The following is a 25183-nucleotide window of genomic DNA, read 5'->3' as shown; positions in this document are numbered from 1 at the left end:
ATCACAGTTCTGCCACCCGTGTCTGTCCGCCATGGCACGATACAAGCCATGTCCGAAGATGTGTGGTTCTCTGCTCCCCCGGCACGACGCATGGACGGTTCTGAACCGTTCGCTGGACTTGACGCAACGGTGCTGGACTTCTGGCGGTTCGCCATGAGCGATCTGCGCATGAACAATCTTCGCGGTTACCTCGCCGAGTTCCTGGTGGCCAAGGCCATAGGGGCGACCGGTCCGCGAGTCGAATGGGACGCGTATGACGTCCTGTCCCCCGACGGCACACGCATCGAGGTGAAATCGTCGGCCTACATGCAGGTCTGGGACCAGCGGCGACCGTCAGCGATCCGATTCACCGGATTGACCGGTCGCACCTGGGATCCACGCAATGGTGAGTCGCCCGAGGCGACCTTCAACGCCGATGTATACGTCTTCGCTGTCCAGACAGCGAAGAGCCATGTCGAGTACGACGTCCTCGACATCGACCAGTGGGCGTTCTACGTCGCGCCAAGGACGGCGCTAGAAGCTCTCGGCTACAAATCGGTCAGCCTCAACGCCCTGGAACGGATCACCGACGGACCCACGGGATACGCCGGGTTGGCCGCGGCGATACGGAAGGTGTCCGAAGACTCCGGCCCGGGGGCGGCTGCCGGCGACGCGAGATAGTTCCCGCGCCTTGGATTACGACATTTGTTCCCTGAAAGAGGGTGCAATCACCCTCATGGCGGGCTCAACTCCCTCGCATAGCGACGATGGGGCTGTTCACGACCGCCCAGGCGAATCGACAGCAATGAGCCATTCGGCCCTCGCTCGGGGATTGCGCGGCGACGTGCTTGCAAGGCAAACGGTTGCACACCTGACTCTCGAGAACGGCTGCCACCCGGGCACCGCCTGACGTCAGCGACGAGTGCTGCAGACACCTCCGTCCCGTCTAGCGTCCTGACTTACAGATTGGGCCCGCGTTCGGTGGCGATCTGTAAACCTGCGCCGATACTTACGCTTGGCGATACTATCGTCAGGCGTTAGGATTGCTTTGTGATCCGGTCCTTAAGAACACCGACACGGAGAAGGTCTGGAACCGCGAACATGTCCGAGCCCTCGGACCCGAACTGCAACGCGCCGCGCAGAAGAAGCTCCGCCTCCTCAACGCGGCATCCGAACTGAACAGCCTGCGGGTGCCACCCGGCAATCGCCTGGAGAAGCTGATCGGGACCCGCGCCGGCCAGCACTCCATCCGCATCAACGACCGATACCGGATCTGCTTCGTCTGGACCGACAGCGGCCCGACCGGTGTCGAGATCACCGACTACCACTGACACACGAGGAGGGAGACGATCATGGCCACCACAACGAAGGCGCACGACCCGATCACCCCGGGCGAGATCCTGCTGACCGAGTTCTTGGAGCCGCTGGGCATCACGCAGTACCGCCTCGCCCAGGCTACCGGCCTCCCCCAGACCCGGATCAGCGAGATCGTGCGTGGCAAGCGCGCCATCACCACCGACACCGCCCTGCGCCTGTCGAAGGCTCTCGGCGTCGACGACCGGTTCTGGATCAACATTCAGACCGACTACGACCTTGAGGTCGAGCGCGACCTACATGCCGACGAACTCGCCAAGGTCACCACCCTGGTCGCGAGCTGAACTCGGCAACGCACCGCCCTAGTATGATCAAGCGGAGAACGCGCCGTCAGTTCGTCCAGGTAGGCCACCTGGTCGGACCATTGACGCCATGCAGCCGCCCACTTAGCCAGAGCCTTCGACCGATTCGGCTCGCTCGTACTGTAGCCTCGTCGAACGCGTGCTGCCAGTCAATGTCGGCGAGTTCCTCGCATCGCTCTTGCGCTTGGTCGAGGAGCTCGCGCAACCGGAGTGCACACCGGATCTGACGAACCACTCGGGCAGTATGTCTCCAAGCGCTCGGGTCGTCGTACCCCCGATGCGAGCCCGCATTCCGGTCGGTCGGTCGTAGATGGGACCGAAATGTCGATGGCCAATTTCCCCGTGGCGACAAACTGTGTCCGCCGTCGCCAGCCATGCCGGAAGGTGTTGGCCTTGAGAACCTCGGTAGCTGTAGGGCATCCGCTCACCCCCGGTTCCTGGACGCTCAAGGATCTGGAACGACTCGCTCCACGAGCCCAGTCGAGCAGTGAACCGCTGCGGCCCGCGACCAGGATCGAGCGTCAACTGGATCCCTACGTCCTTCAGCGCCAGAGCCAAGGCGTGCACGACCCGGACGGCGCGCCCCAGATGCGCCTTGGACACGCAGGGGAAGTCCGGCGCGTCCCGATACTCCCGGGCAACCTGATGCGCTTCGGTGAGCCGCTTGGGAACGACCACCGGCTGCGCCCGCATCAGTGCATACGGATCTTCAAACAGCACTGCATAGTGACGCATCCAGTCGACACGGACCTCCCGGATCATCTGCCCAGGAGCCGGCAGAGGATTACTCTTGGCGATCTCACCGAAGGCACCTTGCTCCCTCTCGGAGGCAAGGAGAGCCGGCTCATCACCGCTAAGGAATCGCCCGAGGAGGAGATCACCACCGGTTGGACGCCTTGGTCCGCGCTCTCGCCGAACCACGGTCCGGCGCGGACCAGGTACAACAGTATCCGAAGTAACGCGACGCGTCCGACGCTTAGGCCGAACCGAGTTCGCGCTACGTGGCTTCACCGACTCGGCGCGAGCCCGCTACGTCCCGTGCCCCAGGCAGTACTCGCCAGCAGCCGTGATTTCCGCGCTCCAGATCCCTTCGCGTCAACCCACAACCAACCAGGCCCCGGTTCGCCAGAGCACAGGTCGAGAGCTTATGAGTCTCATCCTGCCATGACCGGTCCGGGCAATCTGCACCAATCCAACGAGGCACTTCCAGTTGGCGTTCGCTCACCGCCCTCTCAGCCACGACACCAAGTCCAGCAGAGCCCTTCACGGCGTGCGGCCCACAGCGCTACAGCGCACATAGACCCGTTCACATAAGCCCCAGTTCGATCAGATCGAGAAATACTGATCAAACGCGACCGCGGTAAGCCACGAGCACGCCCCGAAAACGTCTCTGACCAGTCAAGATACCTCCCATTGCCTTCCGGCAACTCTCAACATTTGCCAGCATTCCCGCAGAAAAGCGTTCCTCCGACCGTCGCCAAGGCCGTCAGAGCAGGAAGCGCAGGACCGCACTGACTCTCCTGCCCCCGCCAGAGGGATATGGCGCACCGCACAAGTAGACCGGTTGATCTAGATCACTTGCTCTACTAGATTGCTTGTCATGGCTCGCCGCAGACTGCACACCCTCGATGAGCTCCTCGACATAGCGGAACAGATCGTCACCAGCGGCGATCCAGCTGGACTGACGCTGCGCGCTCTGGCCTCCGCGACTGGCGCATCGAATGGCACGATCTACCACGCATTCAGTTCGAAGGATCAGCTGCTTGCACAGCTCTGGCTGCGCGCCTGGTCACGCCTCGGTGATCAAATCGTCGAGGCCCTGCATGCCGTTTCCCGCCATCCACGGGACGACGATGAGGGCGTCGCCGCCGTGATCGCCGCGGCGCTCGCACCCGTCGAGTTCGTCCGCCGTTTTCCCATCAGCGCTCGATTGTTCTTCGCTCAACGTCGCGACCAGTTGTTCTCCGACGACCTGCCGCCCGATACCGAGGCGGAGCTGGAAGCGGTCCAGAAGCGCTTCGTGAACCTGCTGATCGACCTGGCCCAGGGCGTGTGGGGCCGCAGCGACCGAGTCGCGGTTGACGCGATCGCGGTCTGTGTGGTGGACCTTCCCACCGGCATCCTGCGCCGGAAGCTTGTCGAGGAGGGTGAGGTCGACGAGGCAGCTGAAGCGCGATTGCAGGCGGCCGTGCGCGCGGTCCTAGCCGTTCCCCTTCCGTCCCGAGAAGCCACCCCAAGGAGCGACCCATGACCAGTGTCCCTGCCGCGACTGCCGCATCTGGCGAGTCGACTAACGCGGCCAATCGATCAGCGCTGGCCCAGCCTCTTGAGCTGCCCAACGGGTTCGTGATCCCCAATCGGCTGGTCAAGGCTGCCCTGAGCGAAGGCTTGGGCCGCAAGGACTTCTCGCCGGGCACCCGGATCCGGAACCTCTACTCCCGGTGGGCCCACTGCGGTGTCGGCCTGTCGATCACCGGCAACGTCATGGTGGACCGCACCCAGACCGGCGAGCCGGGCAACGTCGTGGTCGAGGACCATCGCGACCTCGATGATCTGGTCGCCTGGGCAGAGACCGCCAGGGCTGGCGGCTCCAAGGCGTGGGTCCAGATCAACCACCCGGGTCGTCAGATCCCACGGACTGTCGGGATGCACCCGGTGGCACCTTCGGCGATCGCGCTGCCGGGCGGCGCGAAGCTCTTCGCAAAGCCGCGCGAACTGACGGCCGCCGAGATCCAGGAGATCATCGGCCGCTTCGCGACCGCCGCCGCCGTGGTGACCGAGGCCGGTTTCGATGGTGTCCAGATACACGGTGCCCACGGTTACCTGATCAGCCAGTTCCTCTCGCCGCTGTCCAACCAGCGCACCGATGATTGGGGTGGTACGCCGGAGAAGCGACACCGGTTCGTGCTTGAGATCGTCCGCGCTATCCGAGCGGAGGTCGGCGTCGACGTCCCGGTCGGGATCAAGCTCAACTCCGCCGACTTCCAGAAGGGCGGATTCTCCGAGGACGAGTCCCTGGAGGTTGTGCACAAGCTCGCCGAGGAGGGCATCGACCTGCTGGAGGTCTCCGGAGGCACCTACACGACCTCGGCCATGCTCGGCGTCGATGACTCTCTCAAGGAGAGCACCCGCAAGCGCGAGGCCTACTTCATGGCGTACGCCGAGCGGGTTCGCGCCGACCTGCCCGACCTGCCACTCATGTTGACCGGTGGGTTCCGTACCGCTGACGGCATGGTCGAGGCTTTGCAGTCGGGCGCCATCGATCTGGTCGGCCTGGGCCGACCATTGTGTGTCCAGCCCGACTTTCCAGCCGAACTACTGGCCGGCACTGCCGACGACAGTGTCGTCGTACCCCACCGCACTGGCATCCGCTTGCTCGACAACATTACGGAGATCACCCACTACAGCGTCCAGTTGTGGCGGATGGGCAACGGCAAAGAGCCGGCACCCGACCGGCATCCGGCCTTCAACGTAAGCCAGTACCTCCTCCACAACGGCCTCGAGAGCCTGCGCCCCCAGCGCGCCTGACCCGGAGTACCAGCGATGCAGACCATCTCTCTCATGAAGACCATCCCCGCGCCGATCGTTATCGTCTTCGACGAGTACACCGACCACGAGCGCCTCTCGGACCTGCCGATGGCCATCTCCTCGAAGGTCACCACGCCTGGCCGTACCGAGAAGAACGGCCTGGGGGCGGTCCGCCGCCTCAATGCTGCCCTCATCCAGCTCCAGGAAGAGATCACCGCCTTCGAGCGACCGCACCTGATGGAGTACCGGATCACCTGGTCCTTCCCGAAGGCGCGACACGACCTCGGGCGCGTCGAGTTCAGCGAGGTGCCCGGTGGCACACGAGTCCACTGGACCACCGTCTTCTCGGTGGACCTCCTCGGCGGACGCATCGACCCCGTTTTCAAAGCGATGTTCACCATGGTCTTCAAGACCGTGCTGCGCCAGGTCGAGAAGCGTTCAGTCACTCGCGCGGAACGCGAGGGCAAGTGATGCGTACCCTCACCGTTACCCGGGTCGTCCCGGCCTCGCGCGACGTCGTCTTCGAGGCGTTCACCGACCACGAGCGGCTGTCGGACGTGTTCGGCGTCCGCTCCTGCGCTCTCAGCAAGCACGGCTCCGCCGAGAAGAATGGGCTCGATGCCGTGCGCGAAGTCGACTGCGGGCCGCTGCTCGGCTTCACCGAGGAGATCGTCGGATTCGCTCGGCCAACACGCATGAACTATAAGATCATCGCCGCGCGGCCGCCGATGGACCACGACTACGGCCAGGTCGACTTCCTCGAGGTCCCGGGCGGCACCAAGGTCACCTGGACCACTCGGCTCGGCATACGTCGCAAGCCTCGCGTTCTGTGGAACCAGTGGCTCTACACGACGCTCGCCATCGCCTTCCGGCTGACGCTGCGCACCGTCGAGAAGCGAGCCGTCGCAGCGGAGACGAGCCGAGCCGCACGGGAGGTGCGCTGAATGCCCACGCTGAGACCCTATGACGGTATCCACGTCCTCGATCTCGGAGACGGCGAGAACCGGTTCAGCCCGACGTGGCTCGACGCCTTCGAGGAAGCGCTGGACGTGGTCGTTGCCGAGCCCGCGCCGCTGGTGACGATCGGCGGTGGAAAGTTCTACTCCAATGGGCTCGACCTGGACTGGCTGAGCGACCACATGGACCAGCTGGGCTCCTATACCGCCCGGATCGAGGCTCTCCTCGCCCGCATTCTGACCCTGCCGGTGCCAACGACTGCGGCCGTCAACGGTCATGCGTTCGGCGGCGGCGCCATGCTCGCAATCGCCCACGACTGGCGGGTCATGCGCGAGGACCGCGGCTACTTTTGCTTCCCCGAGGTCGATATCCAAATCCCGTTCACCCCAGGCATGGCTGCGCTGATCCAGGCCAAGCTGACGCCCCAGGCGGCCACAAACTCGATGACGACGGGCCGTCGTTTCCCCGGGCCGGGCGCGGTGGCAGCCGGCCTAGTCGACGGAATCACACCGGCGAGCGACCTGGTCGAGGCCGCGATCTCACGGGTCGCCCCATACACCGGCAAGCACCCCGACACTCTGGCCGCGATCAAGTCGACGATGTACACCGACGCCGTGGCGAAGCTGACCGATGGCGCGCTCTGATGTCAGCCCTTGGGCCTGGGACGATCGAGTCCGGCTTCCCGTCAGTCCGACCCGACGTCGACATCGTCGATTTCGCACGGTAGCTTCGCGGCACTCTAGAGATGCTCCCCGAACAGCGAGCTCGTCCACGTCCAGGATCGATCGCAAAGAGGATCTCCGTCGTCGGGGACGAAGGGACACGATCCCACCTTCGCCTCAGGTCCGTGCGAGACTGCCCTAGGACAGTGCCCACATCACGGATTCGAGGAGTCACATGGACATCGCGGGAGCATCGGCCATCGTCACCGGCGGCGCATCGGGTATCGGCGCGGCGGTCGCGCGCCAGCTGCATGAGCGGGGCGCGCTCGTCGTCGTCGCCGACCTGAATGAGGACGCGGGCCAGGCGCTCGCGCAGGAGATCGGCGGCGTGTTCATCCGCGTCGACGTCACCGACACCGAGCAGATCAAGACCGCCATCGCCGCCGCCGAGGAGCTCGCTCCCCTGCGCGTGCTCGTCAACTCCGCCGGCATCGGCTGGGCGCAGCGCACCATCGGTCGCGACGGCACCTATGAGTCCGCGCACGACCTCGACGCCTACAAGAAGGTCATCTCCATCAACCTCATCGGCACCTTCGACGCGATGCGCCTCGCCGCCACCGCCATCTCCCGCAACGAGCCGCTGGAGTCCGGCGAGCGCGGCGCGATCTGCAATCTCGCCTCCGTCGCCGCCTTCGACGGGCAGATCGGCCAGGCCGCCTACTCGTCGTCCAAGGGCGGCATCGTCGGCCTCACCCTCCCCGCGGCACGCGACCTCGCCGCCTCCGGCATCCGCGTCAACACCGTCGCCCCCGGCCTCATCGACACCCCCATCTACGGCGAGGGCGAGCAGGCGGAGGCCTTCAAGGCCAAGCTCGGCGAGTCCGTCAACTTCCCCAAGCGCCTCGGACGCCCCGAGGAGCTCGCCAGCATGGTGCTCGAATGCGTCACCAATTCCTACATGAACGGCGAGACCGTGCGCGTCGACGGCGCCATCCGCATGCCTCCCAAGTGAGGCACGCGTTCACGCCTCCCGGAGAAGCCTCCGGGCGTGCTGGTAATTCGCATTGTCGATGAAGGTGTCGCCCACCATGACCGAACCGCGGCCCTCGGTGGCGGCCTCCTCGTAGGCCGCCACCAGCCGTCGCGCCTCGGTGATCTCCTCTGCGCTCACCCCGAAGACCTCGTTGAGCACCTCGACCTGCCGCGGATGGATACACGATCCCCCGGTGCTGCCCAGCGCACGGGAACGCGCGGCCAGAGCACGGAACGCGTCGATATCGGCGAAGGACACGATAAGCCCCGCGAGACCGAGGGGTGTTCGGCCTGCCGCTCGGGTCGCCTGGACGACCTCGTTGAAGGCATGGCTGATCGCCGCGCTGTCGGGCGAGGCTCCCAAGTCGATACTGAGGTCGCCGATGCCGGTCGACACCGCGATCACCCGCTCGCTGGCCGCCACGATCTCATCGATCCGGCGCACCCCCCGCGCCGACTCGATCAGCGTGATCACCTGCGTCGGCCCAGAGGCTCGGCCCGCCTCCAGCTCACTCAGCACCTCGTCCACCGTGCGCACCACCGCCGGATCGTCGCTCTTGGGGACGATCACCCCGTCGACCCCGGCGCCTACTGCGGCCCGGAGGTCCGAGAGCATCGCCATCCACGGGCGATTGACCCTGACGAGCACCGAGGCCGGGCCGGTCCGCAGCGTCGCCACCGCCTCAGCAAGCGCTTCCCGTCCCGCATCCTTATGCTCAGCGGGGATCGCGTCCTCCAGATCGAGGATGACCGCATCCGCCCCGGCCGATACCGCGCTACGGACGAACCGCTCACGGTTCACGGGGACATAGAGCATCGACCGCCAGCCGTCCGCCAGCTCACGATCAGGCATGTCCAACCTCCGCCGGGGCTTCGCCGATCACGCCGCGCTTGACCAGCTCGTGCAGGTCCTCCTCCGAGAAGCCGAGCTCCGCCAGCACCGCGGCATTGTGCTCCCCCAGCAGAGGCGCCGGGCGGCGCAGTCCAGAGGGCGTCCCGGACATCCGTGGCACGACATTGTGCATCGCGACGGTCTCCGGCTCCCCCTCCCGGCCCGGAACATCGACATATACCTCACGAGCGATGAAGTGCGGATCCTCCCGCGCCTCGCCCATCGACAGCACGGGGGCGATCGTGACCCCTTGAGCGCGCAGGGTCCCCATCACCTCGGCCGAGGTCCGCGCTTCAACCCACCGGCCGATGATCGCGTTGATCTCCGACCGGTGATCGAGCCTCGACTGATACTCGCTGAACCGGGGATCGTCCAATGCCTCGGACTCGCCGATCGCTGCGAACAGGCTCTTCACGATGCGCTCGGCGCCCGCCGACAGCGCCAGCCACTTGTCATCGGCGGTCTGGAAGACGCCCTTGACCGACGAGGCACGCGTCCCTTCGCCGCGTGTCGGCAGATGGCCCAGCTGATCGAGCAGCGCATCCGGGCCCATGATCGAGGCCAGCGGCTCGAACAAGGAGACGTCGACCGTCTGTCCGGCACCGCCCTCACGTGCGTGGAGCACCGCCGCCACCGTGGCCGTAGCCGCGTACAGACCGGCGACCATGTCCGCCAATGCCGTCGGCGGCGGCGCCGGGGGGCGATCCGCGAAGCCATTGCGATACATGAACCCGGACACCGCCTCGGCGAGGGTGCCGAAGCCCGGCATCTGGGAGTACGGCCCGGTCTGCCCCCAACCCGAAATCCGGGTGATCACGAGACGTGGATTGGCTTCGAGCAGCACATCGGGACCCAGACCGAGCCTCTCCAAAGTGCCGGGCCGGAAGTTCTCCAGCAATGCATCGGCGTCACGGACCAGACTGAGGAGCAGCTGACGCCCCTCCTCGGACTTCAGGTTCAGGCTGATCGACCGCTTGTTGCGGTTGTAGACGGTCCAGAAGGCAGCAACACCGGCGATGCGCCCGCCCCGCAGCTCATCACCACCGTCGGGCCGTTCGACCTTGACCACGTCGGCGCCCAGGTCGGCCAGCACCATGCCGCAGTGCCCGCCCGAGACGAGACGGCTCAGATCCAGTACACGGCAGTTCTGCAGCGGACCGACGGCCGTCGGATCGAAGGTACGGGGAAGGGGTGCGTTCATCGCGAAACCTCCATGGCTGTCGAGTCGACGATGGCGAGAGGACGGACGGGTGAGCCGGTGGCACCGACGAGGCGCAGCGGGATCATGAGGAACCAGAAGACCGTGGCCCCATGCTCGGCCAGCTCCTCGAGGTTGAGCACCTCGATGATGTGAATGCCACGTTGGACGAGGAGGATGTGGTGCGCGGGCATCTGCGAGTGGCCGAGACCGGGCAGGATCTGGTCGAAAGCGATCGTGTCGGTACCGATGGCTCGCACACCGCGGTCCGCGAGCCATTCCGCCGCGGGACCAGTCACTCCCGGCGCTCCGTCGCGATGACCGACATATGCCTCGGGATCCTCGTATTGCTGCGGCCATCCGGTCCTGACGAGGACGACGTCCCCGGGCTCCACCGATGCCTCACCGGCGGCGGCCTGCAGGTCGTCCACGGTGACGCCGTATCCGGCGGGGAGGCATTCGAGCTCCCGGGCTCCGGGGATGTCGAACAGGCGGCCTCGGCACAGCATCGGCGCGATGGTCTCCGCGCCGAGCGCTCGGTGGCGGCCATCGACGCTGTTGGCGACGGCATCGATACCGCCGTGCAACTGCCCCTCGGCAGCCACATGAGCCAGGGCGTCGACGTGCGTTCCCACGTGCCCGCCGAAGATGATCATCTCGTTCGATCCCGACCCTGCACCACGCATCAGATCGCCGTGTCTGCGCATCAGCGCCATATGGAATCCGGGGTGGCTGGGCGAGCACGGCATCCCGTTCTCGAGAGGCTGCGACAGGTCGAACACCTGGACGGAGCGCTGGAGCAGAGCACCAAGGGCTTCCTGGGTCTCGTCAAGCATGGACGGGCTCCTCGATGTCGGTAGCAAGCTGGTCGGCGGCCGAGCGCGGGAAGAGGCGGACCCCTTCGATTCTGAAGCGCAGCCGCACGGGTCCGGGCTCCCACCGCTCCCGCGAGGAGACACTCAGCTGCTGTCCCCCACAATCGACGACATAGCGGAAGGACGATCCGACGAACATGCGCGTGGTCAGATTCCCCTGCAACGAAGCGGATTCGTCGCCGGTCGTATCGTCAATGATCTCCACATCCTCAGGGCGCACCATGACCAACACCTCGCGGTCCGGCCCGGGTTCGCGCACGGCCACCGTCTGCCCGCTGCCGTCGAGTCGGACCCGCGTGGAGTCTCGTCCGCTCTCGATGACGGTGCCGGCCAGCAGGTTGGCGGACCCGAGGAAGGACGCCACGAAGGGCGAGTTCGGACGACTGTAGATCTCTTCCGGCGCTCCCACCTGCTCGATGTGACCGTCGTTCATTACGATGATCCGATCGCTGAGCGCCAGCGCCTCGTCCTGGTCGTGCGTGACGAAGACGGTGGTCAGTCCGACTGATGACTGAAACTCCTTGAGCCAGGTGCGGGCCTGTTCGCGTAGCTTCGCGTCGAGATTGGACAGCGGCTCGTCCAGCAGCAGGACCCCTGGCCCATAGGTGATCGCCCGAGCGAGAGCCACTCGCTGCTGTTGGCCACCGGACAGCTGGTGCGGGTAGCGCTCGGCTAACGCGGCGAGATCGACCATCTCCAATACCTCGCCGACCCGCCTCGCGATCTCGGCCTTGCCGACCTTCCGCAGCCGCAACGGATACGCGACATTGTCGGCGACCGACATATGCGGCCAGATGGCGTACGACTGGAACACCACCCCGCAGTTGCGACGCTCCGGCGGCCGATCAATGGAACGTGTGCTGTCGAACAACACATCCTCCCCGCAGGTGATCACCCCTCGGCTCGGCTGAGCCAATCCAGCGATCGACATCAGCGTCGTGGTCTTGCCGCAGCCACTCGGCCCCAGCAGGGTCAGGAACTCACCCTCGCGGGCGGTAAAGGTGATGTCGTCGATGGCGGTCTTCCCCGCATAGTCGAGGCCGAGCGCCGACACATTGATTTCAGGCACGAAGCTTCACTCCCCAGGCGATACGCCCGATCGCAACCGCGAGCGCGGTGATGATGATTTGAATGACGCCCAGAGCGGCAACCGGTCCGGCGAATCCCGCCGACCACTGCTTCAGCATCGTCACGCCGAGAACCTCGTTGCCAGTGGTGACGAGGAAAACGGCCGGTTCGTAGTCGTTCAGAATCGAGACGAACATCAAGATGACGCATCCGGCGAGAGCCGGACGCAACAGCGGAATGACGATGCTGCGACAGGTTCTGAACCAGGTGGCGCCGCTCGTACGAGCCGCGGCATCAAGCTCGGTGCTGATCGCCAGAAGACTCGACTGGATCGCCGCATAACCGATCGCGGTGTTCCGCACGATGAAGGCGATCATGATGCCCCACACCGTCGTACGCAACGGCTCCAACGGGGTGACGAGCACGAAGGTCCAGAAGATCCCGACACCGACCACGATGCCCGGGAGCGCCCGCGGATAGAACAAGATCGACGGCAGAGTCGAACGCAGCCGGAAACGCGACCGATGAGCCACCAGAGCGGCGACCGCCAGCACGGCGGTGGCGAGGATCGATCCGACCACACCGATCAGGAGACTGTTGGTGATCGACCGGAGCAGCGCGTCGTTATTGAACACCGTCTCGAAATGCCGGGACGTCAACACCTCCCACGGAGACACCGCCGGTGTGAAGATCTGGGTCACCGACGTCATCACCAGACCAACCACCGGAAGGACGATGGCTGCGATGACATACCCGCTGATCAACAGAGCCAGTGACCAACGCCACCTGCCGAGACCGAGCCGGCGGACCGCAGACGGCTTGCCGGACGCCGTCGTATACCTGCTCCCATCGCCCTCGACCCTGGTTCTCAGCCAGAGCAGGAAAGTGACGAGCAGCAAGAGCCCTGAGGCCGCCGCGGACACGGTCCCCTGGCGCGTGGGGTCGGTGGTCCAGGTCCGGTACAGATAGGTCGACAACGTGTCGATATCGACCGGGGCACCGAGGATCAACGGCAGACCGAGCGTCTCGAAGGCGACCATCACGATGAGGATCGCCGCCGTCAGCAACGCCGGCCGCAGCATCGGAAGGGTGATCGTCCGCAGTACGCGGAGCGGTGCGGCCCCCGCCGTGAGCGCCGCGCTCTCGATCGATGTGTCCATCGAGGACAACCGCGCGCGGACCATCAGATAGACCAGTGGCACGGTTTTCTCCAGGGTAACGATCGCCATACCCGGCAGGGAGTACAGATTCCATGGCGTCGAGCCGAAGTTCTCCGCCACCCACGTAGAGACGAATCCGCTGGGCGAGTACATGGTGACCCAACCCAAGGTCACCCCGAGCCCGGGGAACAGCAACGGCGCGACGAAAACGATGCTGAAGAAGCGTCGCATCGGCAGGTCGGTGCGGGCGATCAAGACCGCGAGGCTGGCCCCGATCACCACCCCGGGCACGGTCGCCATCAGCGCGAAGAGGACCGTGTTGCGCAGCGCCGACCAGAAAGCCGGGTCGGCCCCGAGCTCGGCGAAATTGTCCAGCGTCAGGATCCCACCGGACTCGTAGAGCGGCCGGTCGACGAATCCCGCATAGACGACGGGGACCACCGGGCCGAAGATCAGCACGATCACCAGCAGCCAGGTCCCCCACTGAATCAACCGATCCAGCGGGGCCCCCTTGTCGTTCCGGGTGAGGCGCGCGAGCACCGGCGCCGCCATCATCACCTGCCTCGTGCCTCGGCGAGCCGTGCCGAGAAGTCCGGCTTGTCGTCGCGCATCGACTCGTCGAGGGGCACCATCACGATGTTGTCCTCGCCGACCTCGTCGCTGACGGTCTTGAGGGCGAAGTCCCCACAGGCATCGGCGACATCATCGCGGACAGCGGTCAGACCGCTGGAACAGGCGACCGTCTGCCCTGGCGCCGAGAGGAGATAGTCCTGGAGCAGGGCGGCGGCGTTCGGATGCGCGGCGCCCTTGACCACAGCAGCATAGCGCGGCACGACCGTGGTCCCGTCCGCCTCATAGCTCCAGCCGACGATGGAATCGAGCCCCGACGGCCCCAACAGGCCGCGCACCAATCCGGACTGGAAATAACCGGCGATATACTCGCCCTGAGCGAGCTTCTGCGTCATCGACCCGCCGTTCAGCTCGTAACGGGTCGACGGCGCCAGCTCGTCGTACAACGCCCATGCGTCCTCGCGCTCCTGCGCCAGCGTCCACATCTGGGCGTAGCCGTTCTCACTGTCGATGTCGTAGGTCGCGAGCTTGCCCTGGTTGTCGGCCGCCAGCGCCGCCACATCGGCGAGCGACTCCGGAGCGTTGTCGCCCACAGCCGCCTTGTTGTAGGTGATGATCGACGGGTCGGCGGAGATGGCGTAGACGCCGGGGCGGGGATTGGCATAGTCAGGGAGATCGGCAGCGAAAGTCGACTCGCGCTCCTCGATCGCGTCCGCCAGGTCGAAGAGCGTGCTCGGAGAGCTGTCGATGATCAGGTCGGCCGTGGCCGCACCGGAGCTCTGCTCCGAGCGCAACCGCTGGACCAGCTCCGGCCCGTTGAGGCTGACCGGCGAAATCGTGATACCCGGGTAGGCCTCTTGGAACTTGGGAATCAGCGCATCCCACACCTCATCGGGAGAGTTGGTGTAGACGACGACCTCCCCCTCCGCCTCGGCTTCGGTGACCATCTCGGCGGGCACCTCCGACGGCCGCGACGTGTCGGCCACGATGTCCGACTGACCGCCATTGCTACCGCATGCGGACAGCGCCAACGCCGCGGCGAGGACCAACGCCGTGCGTTCGAGTGCGAGCTTCATATATGTCGTGCCTCTCATCTCCGGGCTGGGACATGACGTGCGTCACGCCGAGAGAGAGCATATTGGCGAAAGATGCTTTTTGCAATATCTTAATCGATTCGTTCCGCGACGCTGTCGCAGATAGGCTAGGAGTCATCGACGCACCGGAAGGGACACTGTGGATCACGACCTGGGCAATCTCGACTCGACCTCGCTGGCCGAGCGCGCCTATCAACGGTTGCGAGACCTGATCGTCGATGGCTCCCTCGGCCCCGGCGAGCGCGTCACCGAGCGCGGACTCGCCGAACGCCTCTCGGTGAGCCCCACCCCGGTCCGAGAGGCCATCAAGAGACTCGAGGCGGACGGGCTCCTGGAACGCAAGAGTCCTCGGATCGTGCACGTCGCCGGTCCGACACAGGCCACGCCGGAAAAGCTCGCCGAGGTCGAGATCGTGCTCCGTGGCCTCGTCGCACGGCTGGCGGCCGTCCATGCGACTGCGGACGATATCGCCCGTCTGACGCAGCTCCTGGACGCCGCCGAGGACCAGACCCGACTCTACCGGGCTCGTGTCGCCGAGGGACTGCCCATCGACGGCTATGCCGAGGAACTGTATGCCAGCGTGCAGGAGTTCAACGCCGCCGTGCTGGCCAGCACGCACAACCCCGTCCTCATCCGCCTCTTCGAGCAGACCCGGGCCCTCTCGAGCGTCGAACGCCGCGAGCGATCCCTAGAGCATCTACGCAAAGACCCCACCTTCGGCCGCTCGCGGTGGGAAAGCCATCGCAACACTCTCGACGCCATCCGCGCCCACGACCCCGAGCGCGCCGAGCGAACAGCCATCGAACGCGCCCAGAGCGCGATGCTGGAACTCACCGGGGTTACTGCCGCAGAGGCCTGACGCGGGAGATGTTGCTCGTCGTCAGGCAAGGCGAGCGGGGAAGCCGCCCGTGGCGACCGGACCCCAACGCGTCGGCGTGATGCGCAGCAGCGACTTGCCCTGGTCGACCATCGCCCGGCGGTACTCGTCCCAATCCGAGTGCTCCCCGGAGATATTGCGGAAGTACTCGACAAAGGCGTCCAGCGCCTCATCACCGTCGACGGCATCGAGCACCTCACAGGCGCCGTCCACCTGCACCCACGCGCCGTCCCAGTCATCCGACAGCACCACGACGCTGACGCCGGAACGCGCCCTGGCATTGCGGGTCTTGTGACGCTCGGGATAGCTCGCGATCACCACCCGTCCCGAGTCGTCGACGCCGCCAACCACCGGAGACGCCTGCGGCGAGCCATCGGCCCGTTCGGTGATGAGAATCATCCGATGCCGCGGACGGACGAACTCGAGCAGTCCCTCGAGATCGACCCTCGTGTTCGTCGCGATCGTGGGTGCCATGTCTGCCTCTTCCCTCAGTCCGTGTGCTCACGCTCGGACGACCGCCGCCGGAGCACACCGCCCGCCCACAACGCCCAAAGCACCAAGACAGGCTGGAAGAACAGCCGCGCCAGGCGCTTGCCGTCGGTATCCAGGCCGAAGGCATCCGTGCCTTCGGCGTACTGGGCGATATTGCCCGGAAAGATCGCCACGAAGAACGCGGCCAGCAGTCCGCCGACCAGGCGCTTACGGCGCGGGGCCGCGACGAACGCCGCCCCCAGCCCGATCTCCACGACGCCCGAGCCGAGCACGGTGAGGTCCTCGTCGACGGGGAACCAGTCCGGCACCTGCGCCTGGAACTCCTCACGCTGCGTCGTCAGATGCAACGTGCCCGCCGTGATCATGAAGGCCCCCAGCAGCAGCCGACCAGCGGTGCGAACAGCACTCATGGATCGAGCCTAAGCCGGGGATCGCACGACCGCTCGTGGACACGTGCAACTCGGTCAGGGCGGTGGGTAGGCGTCCATTCCCGAGGTCGAATGGACGCTGAGGCACCGGCCAGGCCTGAGAACGGACGCAGGCTCACCGCCCACCGTGGGAAGATCAGAGGGCGGAGGCGGCCAGGCGCAGATCGGCGACCAGACACTCCAGCTCGGCGTCATAGTCGCCCCGATCGCGCAGCCGCAACAACGACGACGGATGCGTCGTGATGACGACGGCAACGCCACCGGTCTCGTCGACGTCCTCGATGAGCCCACCCCGCTCCTCGCCGATGCGCATGGGACGACCGAGGACGGCGCGGCCCGCCGTCGCGCCGAGGCACACGACCACCCGCGGCCGCACGATCATCACCTCGGTCTCGAGCCACGGATGGCACGCCTCGATGTGCTCGACGGCCGGCTTGCGATGGATCCGCCGCTTGCCACGGCGCTCGAAGCGGAAGTGCTTCACGGCATTGGTGAGGTAGACGTCGGACCGTTCGATACCCGCCGCCTGCAGGGCCGCGTCCAGCACACGCCCGGCCGGTCCGACGAACGGTTCGCCTTCCACATCCTCGCGATCCCCCGGCTGCTCCCCGACCAGCATCATCCGCGCCCGCGTGTTCCCCACCGAGGTCACCACCTGCGTCGCCTCGCGGTAGAGCTCGCACCGGCGGCACCCGGCGATCTCCTCGCGCAACTCGCTGAGCTTCGTCATGACGCTAGGAACATAACCCGGTGAGATCAGGACGGCCGCCCAATCGCTGAACCGTCGCCGCGGCAGCCGCCGTCGCCAGCCGCCCGATGTCGACGACATCGGCCTCGGCCACCAGCGCAGTCTCCGGCCGCTGCTCGCACAACCGCCGGTCATCGGAATCGTCGACCGTGGTGACGATCAAAGCGGTACTCCCGCGCCGCGCGACACCGCGGATCCCGACGCCGTCAGCGGCGAGCTGGTCCAGACACGCAGCCCCCGCGTCATCCTCGCCCGCGACGGCGATCAGCTCGACCGGCTCGCCCAGCTGAGCGAGCCCGACCGCCTGGTTCGCGCCCTTGCCGCCGAGCATTTCCCGGCTTTCCAGGACCGCGGCCGACTCATCGGGACCAGGATGCTCGGTGACCCGCAGCACGAGATCACGGCAGATCTCACCGATCACGACGACACCCATGCGAACAACTCCCGCTCAAGCCCACCGCAGCAACGCGGCGACACCGCCGTGGCTCATCTCCGACGAGAGCAGCGTCACCGACGCACCCGTGAGCGCTGCTGCGGCCACCAGCGCGCGATCGGCGGGCAGCTCAGTCTCGGCCTGCGCGGCGGCCGGCAGCGGCACGCCCTCGAGCCGCTCCGTCGCAATGGTCCGGCCCTCCAGCTCGGTGAGATCGAGCACGAGCCGGTCGACCCGTGACTGGGCGAGCGCGTCCACGACATCGTTCAAGCCCGTCGCAGCACCCTCACCCCGTCCGAGTGCCTCATCGAGCTGCGCCCCCACCTCGGCATCGCTCTCACCCTCGAGCCGGGTCATCACCGCACGGATCTCACCCCACAACGCGGTATCGGAGGACCCGGCGGCACGGCCACCGGACTCGATCTCGATAACGGGTGCCACGGCGGCCTCGTCCTCCTCCCGCAGAGCGCGGAGGACTTCCGCCCTGGCCCGCGTCTCCCCCGCGACGAGCGTCGCCCTGGTGCCGTGCCGACGCGCCAGACCGCGTGCCTCCTCTGCCACGAGCCGCGCATTGCGCACCCAGTTGTTCTCGGCGGTCCGCTGGTACTGCTTCTGCGCCCAGTCGCCCTCGGCGACCTTCGTGATGTAGAAGTCCTCTCCCTCGACCGATGCTTCCTCGGTCGCCGGCCCGGGGACCGCCCGGTGGATCGAGAGGTCGGCACCGACACGGTCGGCCACCACCAGCAGAAAGGACCTGGCAGCGTCACCGGCGGCGATCCATCCCGCCAGCTGGGGCAGGGACGCGATATCGGCCACCTCCGGCCAGTGCGTATATCCCGGCTGCACATCGTCGAAGACGATCTCGTCGGATGTGGCCAGCAGGGTGCGCCGCACCTCTCCGGACAGATGCGTGTTCTCCTTCAGGCGACGTCCGATCTCGGCAATGAGCTCGGACGACAACTCCGCGCTCTCCAACTCGTGCGAGATCGTCGTCCACCGCGCCTCGAGCTGAGACACAGCATCCTCCGTGTCCCGTCCGACCTCCGCGTAGACGGTCACGAAGGGTCCATCGTGCTCGAAGACCGGCTTGACGGTGTCCAATCGCATGGGCGACTCCTCTCGTCTCGGTGGTGTCCCGGACGTACCCGGTCGTCCCGCTCGGCAAACGCCGGCCCAGCCGAAGGGAGCCGCGGCCATCCCCGCACATCGGTGGCCGCGGTGATCGTGCGACCGTCGAGCTCGCCCGGATCGTCCAGCCCATGCGTCGCGAGGGTCACGAGAATCCGTCCTTGGGCGCTCAGCGCGATGCTCGTCGGCTGCCGGACCGGCACCTCGATCACCTCGCGCAGCGCCCGTCGGGCCCGAACCTCCGCAGCGCGAACCCGGGCATTGGCGGTACATGAGCGTCCATTGCTGACGTCGAAACTGCCGCTGTCCCACCGGCGGGGACCGAGAACGGACGCCTACTCACCGCCGAGGGCGGAAGACTGACACGTGCTCGCTCCGGTGTACGGTTCACCTGGAAACCCATAGAGGAGGCAGCCGTGTTCGCCCACCGCGTCCCGCCCTGGGTGACCATCGCCGTCATCTCCTGCGGTGGACTCGTCTCGGCGATGCAGTTCACGCTGATCATCCCGCTGATCGCCGACCTTCCAGGTCTGCTCGACATCAGCTCCGAGGACGCTTCCTGGCTGATCACCGCCACGATCCTCTGCTCGGCGGTGTCCACTCCGATCGTCGCGCGCATGGCCGACATGTACGGCAAACGCCGGATGCTCATGGTCGTGCTCACGGTCATGGTGATCGGCTCGGTGATCTGCGCCCTCGAGGGAAGCTTCGCGATGCTCATCCTCGGCCGGGCGATGCAGGGATTCGCCGCCTCGCTGATCGCCGTCGGGATCAGCATCCTGCGCGACGAACTGCCGAAGGAGCGCGTGGGCACGGCGGTCGCCCTGATGAGCGCCACGATGGGCATCGGCTCCGGTCTCGGTCTCCCTCTCTCCGGCGTGCTCTACCAGCACCTGGGCTGGCACTCCATCTTCTGGTCCAGCGCCATCGCCGGACTCGTACTCGTCATCGCCATCGCCCTGTTCATCGACGAGTCCTCGGTGCGCACGCCCGGTCGCTTCGACATCCTCGGCGCGATCCTCTTCTCGATCGCTATCGTGGCCCTCCTGCTCCCGCTCACCAAGGCGGGACAGTGGGGATGGGACAGTCCGCTGGTGCTCGGGCTACTGGGCCTCTCCGCCCTCACCCTCGTGATCTGGTTCCCCACCCAACTGCGCCGGAGCCAGCCGATGGTCGACCTGCGGATCGCCCGTCAGCGCACGGTGTTGACCACCAATATCGCCTCGCTCTTCGTCGGCTTTGCGATGTTCGCCAACATGCTGCTCACCACTCAGATCCTGCAACTGCCCACCGCCAGCGGAGCAGGTCTCGGACTCGACGCCGGCACCGCCGGCCTGGCGATGATCCCGATGGGCTTGGTGATGGCCGTGATGGCGCCGATCACCGGCCGCCTCCTCGACCGCATCGGCGGGCGCCTGACTCTCATCCTCGGCTCCGGGATCATGGCCATCGGCTACGCCGCCCGTGTGCCCCTGTCCGAGTCGGTCCTCCAGGTCATCATCGGCTCGACCGTCGTCGGCGCCGGCACCGCGATCGCCTTCGCCTCACTGCCGGCCCTCATCATGAGCGCCGTGCCGATCACCGAGACCGCCTCTGCCAACGGGCTCAACACGCTTGTCCGCACCCTCGGCTCCTCCATCGCGAGCGCGGGTTGCGCAGCGATCCTGGCGGCCAGCGTCGCCGAGGTCGGCGGGACGCTCCTGCCCACCCGCGCAGGCACGGATGCCGTGGCCTGGACCTCGGCGGCCGTCGCCGCGATCGCCGTCCTCCTCGCCCTGGCCATTCCCGCCGCCCGTCCGGCCACGCCTGCCGCGCGCGGCAGCGAAGCACAGGGACAGGAGATCGTCGTCCGCGGCGAAGTGGTCTTCCCCGGCTCCGGACGCGAACGCCCCTCCCTCGTATCGGTCCTGACCCTCGACGGCGATCAGGTCGACTGGAGCCCCACCGGGCCCGACCGCTGTTATTCGGTCGTCCTCCCGGGAGCCGGCACCTATGTCTTCACCGTGAACGCCCTCGGGTGGAGCCCCGCCTCCCGCGTCGTCGACTACGACGGACACGGGCCGGGCCCGATGCTCCGCCTCGGCGAGGAGCTGACCCTGCACGGACGCGTCACCCACGAGGGCGAACCCTGCTCCGACGCGACGGTCGCCCTCGCCCACGGAACCGGCGGACTCGTCCAGACCACCACCTGTGACGAGCACGGGCGCTATCGCGTGCCGTTGCCCGGTGCCGGTCCCTACGTCGTGACGGCCATCCGGCCGAGCAGCCGCGACGCCGCCGCGCGCAAGCTCGTCATCGGCGTCGAGAGCATCCGCTTCGACATCGAGCTCGCCCCCGCGACCACCGAGATGGCGACCGACCGCTGACCTACCGGTCCTCGAGCTGGGCCCGGACTCCTTCGCGGACCGAATCGGCGACCACGTCGTCGTAGGCATCCATCGGCATCCCGAGCGTCCGCCTGACGCGGTACCGGCCATTGAGACACACTGTCTCCGCCGGATCGACGTCGAGAGGATCGACCTCGCGCAATGGGATCGTGAACCACCGCAGCGCCTCCTTGAGACGGCCGCCGAGCTCCAGCGACTCGGCAATCCACTCGTAGTCGGTCAGCGACAGCGCATCACGACGCGCATCGATCTTCAGCTCCTCGAGCAACGGGTCGGTTTCTTCCTCATTGCCGAGGTCCAACTCGGCCTTCAGCAGACCTCCCCGCGGATCCAACTCGCTCGGCCCACCATCATGCACCGCCTCCCCGAAGGCATCGCGTCTCCTCCGGGCGGCCAGCCATCGCCAGGAACTCGCCCAAGTATCCCAGGAAGACAGCGCGACCGGGCTCTCCCGGCACCATCGCATCGGCACGCTCACGATAGGCATCGATCAGTTCTTCGCCCGAAAGATCGAACTGCAAGTCCTCGGCGATGTCACACGCGTCTTCGAAATCCATACACCCAGCGTGACCCGGCTAGCGATCCAGCTAGCGCTTGAGGAACCTGCCGGTCACACCCTTGGGTAGGGCGCCGAGGATCCGCACCTCACACGGGTACTTGTCGGCCCCGGCTCGATGATCTCTCCTCGGCGTGGCGTCCGCCCCGATGTGGGCGCCACGAAGGCCATGGCCTCGAGGATCCCGAAGTACGCGATGAGGACCTACGGCAGACTCGGCAGTTGCACCGCGACGGCCTCGCCCGGAGCATAGCCACGGGCGAGCAAAGTCGCCGCGAACCGGCCCGACGCCTCGTCGACCTGCGCGAAGGCCAGCGACTGCTCACCGACGTGGACGAGCGGCTTGTCCGGGAAGGTGGTCGCGGACTCTCGCAGCATCGTGGCCAGATTGAAAGGCATCGAGTTACCTCTTCTCCATGACGCGGCGGGGCACGTCGTTCAGCATCGTGTCGATCTGGTCCTGGGTGACGCCGCGTTCCAGCACATAGGGGAACACGTCCTCGAACAGGTGCGTGTAGTGCCACTGAGGGAGGAAGGCCATCACATCGGGATCCACCCAGTCGATATAACAGGAGGCGTCCTGCGAGAGCACCATCTGCTCGGTGTACCCGCGCTCGACCATGGCGATGAGGGTATCGGCGCGCGCCTCGAAGGTCGTCTCGAGGTTGATGCCGAAGCGGTCCATGCCCAGCACGAAGCCCATGTCGGCGAGCTCGGACAGGTGGTCGACATCCGTGGTGTCGCCGCTGTGGCCAAGCACGACGTGCCGCGGATCGACACCCTCCTCGTCGCACATGATCCGCTTGACCTGCAAGCCCGCCTTGGTGTCCGGATGGGTGTGCACGGTGATCGGGGTGCCGGTCTGGTGGTGAGCGGCGGCGATCGCGCGCATGATCCGCTCGACACCGGGCGTCGCGCCCGGTGCATCGATCGCGCACTTGAGCATTCCGGCCTTCACCCCGGTATCCGCGATGCCCTCGCGGATGTCGCGGACGAACATGTCGATCATCGGCTCGGGCACCTCGACACCGACCGCCTGATTCAGCGCGGGACCCCGGTAGTGGAAGTAGTGGGGCACGTCCTCATAGGTGTAGACACCGGTCGCGACGACGAGCTGGATCGGCACCCGGGCGGCGATCTCCTCGATCCGCGGGATATAGCGTCCAAGCCCGATGACAGTCGGATCGACGATCGTGCGCACCCCTGCGTCGTAGGCACGCTGGAGCTTGGCGACGGCATCGTCGATCCGATCGGACTCCGATCCCCACTCCCCGGGATAGTTCTCCTGGATCTCCGGGCTGAGCACGAAGATGTGCTCGTGCATCAGCGTGACGCCGAGGTCGGCGCTGTCGACGGGTCCTCTGACGGTCTGGATCTCGGACATGGGCACTCCTTCGCAAGCGGGCGTTGCGATGACTATCCCATGAGCGTGACGGGCATCACAGATGCGGTGGCCTAGGGCGGTGCGTGTGGACAGACGATGATGCTCCTCGGCTGCCACGACGACCGCCACGCATCATCATCGGTCCCGCAGCACGCGGAGCCGGTCGGCGGCGGAGCGTCAGCTGTGCCACTTCTCGAAACCGAGGACGATGAGGCGCATCTGCCGGCGCGCACCCTCCTTGATCTGCGCCTCCAAGTCAGGGCGATCGTCGGGCATCTCGACGACCTCCTCGGCATTCGCGACCATATTGCGTACGAAGAGCCGCGCCACCATGTGGACGTCGTCGCTGCTCCAGTTCTCGATATTGGGCAGCCGAGCGAGCACCACCGCGAGCTCGGAGACGAAGAGATCAAGTTCGTGCGCGATCGCCTCCCGCACCGCCGCCGAACCACCGACCCGCTCGCGGGCCACGAAGGCGAAGTGCGCCTTGTTCTCCTTGACCGCCTCGACCAACACGTCCGCCGCGGCATCGATGATCCGGTTGAAGACATCCGGGTCGCGCTGCGCGTCGCGGATCATCCGCCGTAGCGTAGCGAAGGACCGCTCCACGAGGGCGAGCCCGAGATCGTCCATCGACGCGAAGTGCCGATAGAAGGCCGCGGGCACGACCCCGGCCTCCTTTGCGACCTGCCGCAGGCTGATCTGCGCGAAACCGCTGCGCTGGCTCAGTTCGAGCGCCGCATCGAGCAGGGCGGCGCGGGTGCGCTCCTTCTGCTCCTGGCGCGACAACGCGGCGGAATCGGACATGCCCCCACCCTAGTGGGGAGGCCGGGGGTCGCCTTCAGTGAACACCTGTGACGCCTTTCTCAGTGCGCCTTCTTGCCAGCAACGCTCAAGACCCCGTATCTTGAGTGAACAGATGTTCACGCAAGAAACATCGTCGCCGTCAGATAGGAGTCGCCGTGGGAGCCGTCCGTCGCATCCTGGCCTCAGCGCCGGTCGCGCGTCTGACGTCGCCGCACACCGTCGACCACTATCTCGAGTACCTCCACCCGATGTGGACGGCCGATGCCGTGCGAGCGCGCGTCGTCCGGGTCGAGGCCGAGACCGGTTCCGCCAGCACCGTCTGGCTGCGCCCCAACGGCGCCTGGAAGGGCTTCGTCCCAGGCCAGCACGTCGAGTTCGGCGTCGAGGTCGATGGCACCCGTCGGGTCCGCTGCTTCTCGCTCTCCGACTCGGCCGAACGCCGCGACGGACTCATCAGCGTGTCGGTCAAGGCTCATCCCGATGGCTTCGTCTCGCAGTTCCTGCACGACGGCCGGCTCGCCGACCGCACGATCATCTACATGTCCCAGGCCCAAGGCGAGTTCATCCTTCCCGAGAAGGTGCCGGAGCGCATCCTGCTGGTCAGCGGCGGGTCCGGCATCACCCCGGTCATGAGCATGCTCAAGACCCTGATCGACCGTGAGCACGACGGTGAGATCGTCTTCGTGCACTACGCCCGCTCCCGCGACGATGAGATGTTCAGCGATGAGCTCGACCGTCTCGCAGGCGCCCGCAACGTCCGCATGGTCCGCATCTACACACGTGAGCCGGAAGCCGGAGCCGAGCTCACCGGGCGGTTCACGATCGACCATCTCAAGCACCTCGGCATCGAACCCACCGACACCCTGACCTATGTCTGTGGTCCGGCCGGGCTCATCGCCACAGTCCGGGACACCTACACCGAGCTGGGCGCGAGCGACCAGCTCCGGATGGAGTACTTCAAGGTCCCCGCCGTCGACCTCGACGCCGCCGACGCCACCGGCGAGGTCACTTTCGAGGCGAGCGGCACCAGCGCCGAGAACTCCGGTGCCACGATCCTGGAACAGGCCGAGACAGCCGGCCTGTCCCCCGCCTACGGCTGTCGCATGGGTGTCTGCAACACCTGCGCGGTCAAGAAGCTGCACGGCGCCGTCCGCCATGTCATCAGTGGCGAGATCTGCGCCGACACCGACGAGACCATCAAGGTCTGTGTCCAGATCCCCGTCGGCGATGTCACCGTCGATCTGTGAGAGGA

Annotated in this window: 28 protein-coding genes; 12 read left to right on the top strand and 16 right to left on the bottom strand. The window is 66.5% G+C overall.

Annotated elements, in window-relative coordinates; all coding sequences use genetic code 11:
* Positions 1 to 48 precede the first annotated feature (48 nt).
* The 9 genes from BHE97_RS10445 (at position 49) to BHE97_RS10400 (ending at position 7814) form a co-directional block, all read left to right on the top strand.
* A complete protein-coding gene (locus BHE97_RS10445; protein WP_140400088.1) occupies positions 49 to 660 on the top strand; it encodes a hypothetical protein in 612 nt (203 codons plus the stop codon).
* Positions 661 to 1022: 362 nt separating this feature from the next.
* The gene (locus BHE97_RS10440) at positions 1023 to 1310 is read left to right on the top strand and encodes a type II toxin-antitoxin system RelE/ParE family toxin (RefSeq protein ID WP_087623974.1); all 288 of its coding nucleotides are present in this window, start codon (positions 1023 to 1025) and stop codon (positions 1308 to 1310) included.
* Between the two features lie 21 nt (positions 1311 to 1331).
* The gene (locus BHE97_RS10435; RefSeq protein WP_087623973.1) at positions 1332 to 1637 is read left to right on the top strand and encodes a HigA family addiction module antitoxin; all 306 of its coding nucleotides are present in this window, start codon (positions 1332 to 1334) and stop codon (positions 1635 to 1637) included.
* A 1618-nt stretch (positions 1638 to 3255) separates the two neighbouring features.
* The gene (locus BHE97_RS10425) at positions 3256 to 3906 is read left to right on the top strand and encodes a TetR/AcrR family transcriptional regulator (RefSeq protein WP_087623971.1); all 651 of its coding nucleotides are present in this window, start codon (positions 3256 to 3258) and stop codon (positions 3904 to 3906) included.
* Positions 3903 to 5183 (top strand): NADH:flavin oxidoreductase/NADH oxidase family protein, encoded by a 1281-nt coding sequence (locus tag BHE97_RS10420; protein ID WP_087623970.1) that lies wholly within the window; start codon positions 3903 to 3905, stop codon positions 5181 to 5183. Before BHE97_RS10425 ends, BHE97_RS10420 begins: the two co-directional genes overlap by 4 nt.
* 15 nt (positions 5184 to 5198) lie before the next feature.
* On the top strand, positions 5199 to 5654 hold the full coding sequence (locus BHE97_RS10415) for an SRPBCC family protein (RefSeq protein WP_087623969.1): 456 nt from the start codon (positions 5199 to 5201) through the stop codon (positions 5652 to 5654).
* A complete protein-coding gene (locus BHE97_RS10410) occupies positions 5654 to 6127 on the top strand; it encodes an SRPBCC family protein (protein WP_087623968.1) in 474 nt (157 codons plus the stop codon). The genes BHE97_RS10415 and BHE97_RS10410 overlap by 1 nt, the downstream gene beginning before the upstream one ends.
* Complete coding sequence (locus BHE97_RS10405) at positions 6128 to 6784, top strand: enoyl-CoA hydratase-related protein (protein ID WP_087623967.1); 657 nt, start codon at positions 6128 to 6130, stop codon at positions 6782 to 6784.
* A 253-nt stretch (positions 6785 to 7037) separates the two neighbouring features.
* Positions 7038 to 7814 (top strand): SDR family NAD(P)-dependent oxidoreductase, encoded by a 777-nt coding sequence (locus tag BHE97_RS10400; RefSeq protein ID WP_087623966.1) that lies wholly within the window; start codon positions 7038 to 7040, stop codon positions 7812 to 7814.
* A gap of 9 nt (positions 7815 to 7823) precedes the next feature.
* Here the strand turns inward: BHE97_RS10400 and BHE97_RS10395 are convergent, their stop codons facing one another.
* Genes BHE97_RS10395 through BHE97_RS10370 form a run of 6 tightly spaced genes read right to left on the bottom strand, consistent with a single transcriptional unit; the run spans position 7824 to position 14673 of the window.
* The gene (locus tag BHE97_RS10395; protein WP_087623965.1) at positions 7824 to 8687 is read right to left on the bottom strand and encodes a CoA ester lyase; all 864 of its coding nucleotides are present in this window, start codon (positions 8685 to 8687) and stop codon (positions 7824 to 7826) included.
* A complete protein-coding gene (locus BHE97_RS10390) occupies positions 8680 to 9927 on the bottom strand; it encodes a CaiB/BaiF CoA-transferase family protein (RefSeq protein WP_087623964.1) in 1248 nt (415 codons plus the stop codon). Before BHE97_RS10390 ends, BHE97_RS10395 begins: the two co-directional genes overlap by 8 nt.
* Positions 9924 to 10760 carry a cyclase family protein gene (locus BHE97_RS10385; RefSeq protein ID WP_087623963.1) on the bottom strand — a complete coding sequence of 279 codons (837 nt, stop codon included), beginning with the start codon at positions 10758 to 10760 and terminating at the stop codon, positions 9924 to 9926. Before BHE97_RS10385 ends, BHE97_RS10390 begins: the two co-directional genes overlap by 4 nt.
* Positions 10753 to 11868, bottom strand: coding sequence for an ABC transporter ATP-binding protein (locus BHE97_RS10380; RefSeq protein WP_087623962.1), 1116 nt, complete (start codon positions 11866 to 11868; stop codon positions 10753 to 10755). Before BHE97_RS10380 ends, BHE97_RS10385 begins: the two co-directional genes overlap by 8 nt.
* Positions 11861 to 13582 (bottom strand): iron ABC transporter permease, encoded by a 1722-nt coding sequence (locus BHE97_RS10375; RefSeq protein WP_087623961.1) that lies wholly within the window; start codon positions 13580 to 13582, stop codon positions 11861 to 11863. Before BHE97_RS10375 ends, BHE97_RS10380 begins: the two co-directional genes overlap by 8 nt.
* Positions 13582 to 14673, bottom strand: a complete 1092-nt coding sequence (locus BHE97_RS10370) for an extracellular solute-binding protein (RefSeq protein ID WP_087623960.1) — start codon at positions 14671 to 14673, stop codon at positions 13582 to 13584. Before BHE97_RS10370 ends, BHE97_RS10375 begins: the two co-directional genes overlap by 1 nt.
* A 157-nt stretch (positions 14674 to 14830) precedes the next feature.
* Between BHE97_RS10370 and BHE97_RS10365 the strand changes: the two genes are divergently transcribed.
* A complete protein-coding gene (locus tag BHE97_RS10365) occupies positions 14831 to 15550 on the top strand; it encodes a GntR family transcriptional regulator (RefSeq protein WP_087623959.1) in 720 nt (239 codons plus the stop codon).
* Between the two features lie 21 nt (positions 15551 to 15571).
* Here BHE97_RS10365 and BHE97_RS10360 read toward each other — a convergent pair whose 3' ends face one another.
* The 5 genes from BHE97_RS10360 to BHE97_RS10340 all read right to left on the bottom strand — a co-directional run bounded on the left by BHE97_RS10360 (position 15572) and on the right by BHE97_RS10340 (position 18776).
* A complete protein-coding gene (locus BHE97_RS10360) occupies positions 15572 to 16042 on the bottom strand; it encodes a PPOX class F420-dependent oxidoreductase (RefSeq protein WP_087623958.1) in 471 nt (156 codons plus the stop codon).
* Positions 16043 to 16056: 14 nt separating this feature from the next.
* A complete protein-coding gene (locus BHE97_RS10355) occupies positions 16057 to 16470 on the bottom strand; it encodes a hypothetical protein (protein WP_087623957.1) in 414 nt (137 codons plus the stop codon).
* Between the two features lie 154 nt (positions 16471 to 16624).
* A complete protein-coding gene (locus tag BHE97_RS10350) occupies positions 16625 to 17218 on the bottom strand; it encodes a UdgX family uracil-DNA binding protein (RefSeq protein WP_087623956.1) in 594 nt (197 codons plus the stop codon).
* Between the two features lie 4 nt (positions 17219 to 17222).
* On the bottom strand, positions 17223 to 17669 hold the full coding sequence (locus tag BHE97_RS10345; RefSeq protein WP_087623955.1) for a PfkB family carbohydrate kinase: 447 nt from the start codon (positions 17667 to 17669) through the stop codon (positions 17223 to 17225).
* Positions 17670 to 17684: 15 nt separating this feature from the next.
* Entirely contained in the window at positions 17685 to 18776 is a 1092-nt protein-coding gene (locus BHE97_RS10340; RefSeq protein ID WP_087623954.1) for a Vms1/Ankzf1 family peptidyl-tRNA hydrolase, read from the bottom strand.
* A gap of 437 nt (positions 18777 to 19213) precedes the next feature.
* Here BHE97_RS10340 and BHE97_RS10335 point away from each other — a divergent pair, with 437 nt between their 5' ends.
* Positions 19214 to 21163, top strand: coding sequence for an MFS transporter (locus BHE97_RS10335; RefSeq protein WP_201791404.1), 1950 nt, complete (start codon positions 19214 to 19216; stop codon positions 21161 to 21163).
* Between the two features lies 1 nt (position 21164).
* Here BHE97_RS10335 and BHE97_RS10330 read toward each other — a convergent pair whose 3' ends face one another.
* From BHE97_RS10330 to BHE97_RS10310, 5 genes are all read right to left on the bottom strand, one after another.
* Complete coding sequence (locus BHE97_RS10330; RefSeq protein WP_140400086.1) at positions 21165 to 21518, bottom strand: hypothetical protein; 354 nt, start codon at positions 21516 to 21518, stop codon at positions 21165 to 21167.
* Positions 21519 to 21534: 16 nt separating this feature from the next.
* Complete coding sequence (locus BHE97_RS10325; protein ID WP_087623952.1) at positions 21535 to 21741, bottom strand: hypothetical protein; 207 nt, start codon at positions 21739 to 21741, stop codon at positions 21535 to 21537.
* 203 nt (positions 21742 to 21944) lie between these two features.
* A complete protein-coding gene (locus BHE97_RS10320) occupies positions 21945 to 22139 on the bottom strand; it encodes an AMP-binding protein (protein ID WP_087623951.1) in 195 nt (64 codons plus the stop codon).
* Between the two features lie 4 nt (positions 22140 to 22143).
* Complete coding sequence (locus tag BHE97_RS10315) at positions 22144 to 23124, bottom strand: phosphotriesterase (RefSeq protein ID WP_087623950.1); 981 nt, start codon at positions 23122 to 23124, stop codon at positions 22144 to 22146.
* A gap of 177 nt (positions 23125 to 23301) precedes the next feature.
* The gene (locus tag BHE97_RS10310) at positions 23302 to 23931 is read right to left on the bottom strand and encodes a TetR family transcriptional regulator (protein ID WP_087623949.1); all 630 of its coding nucleotides are present in this window, start codon (positions 23929 to 23931) and stop codon (positions 23302 to 23304) included.
* A 155-nt stretch (positions 23932 to 24086) separates the two neighbouring features.
* Here BHE97_RS10310 and BHE97_RS10305 point away from each other — a divergent pair, with 155 nt between their 5' ends.
* Complete coding sequence (locus BHE97_RS10305) at positions 24087 to 25178, top strand: ferredoxin reductase (RefSeq protein ID WP_087623948.1); 1092 nt, start codon at positions 24087 to 24089, stop codon at positions 25176 to 25178.
* The last annotated feature ends 5 nt before the right edge of the window (positions 25179 to 25183 follow it).

Origin of the sequence: Aeromicrobium sp. PE09-221, from assembly GCF_002174305.1 — a bacterium.
Taxonomy (GTDB): domain Bacteria; phylum Actinomycetota; class Actinomycetes; order Propionibacteriales; family Nocardioidaceae; genus Aeromicrobium.
Note: the sequence above shows the minus strand (reverse complement) of the source record. Positions and strands in the feature narration are given on the sequence as shown.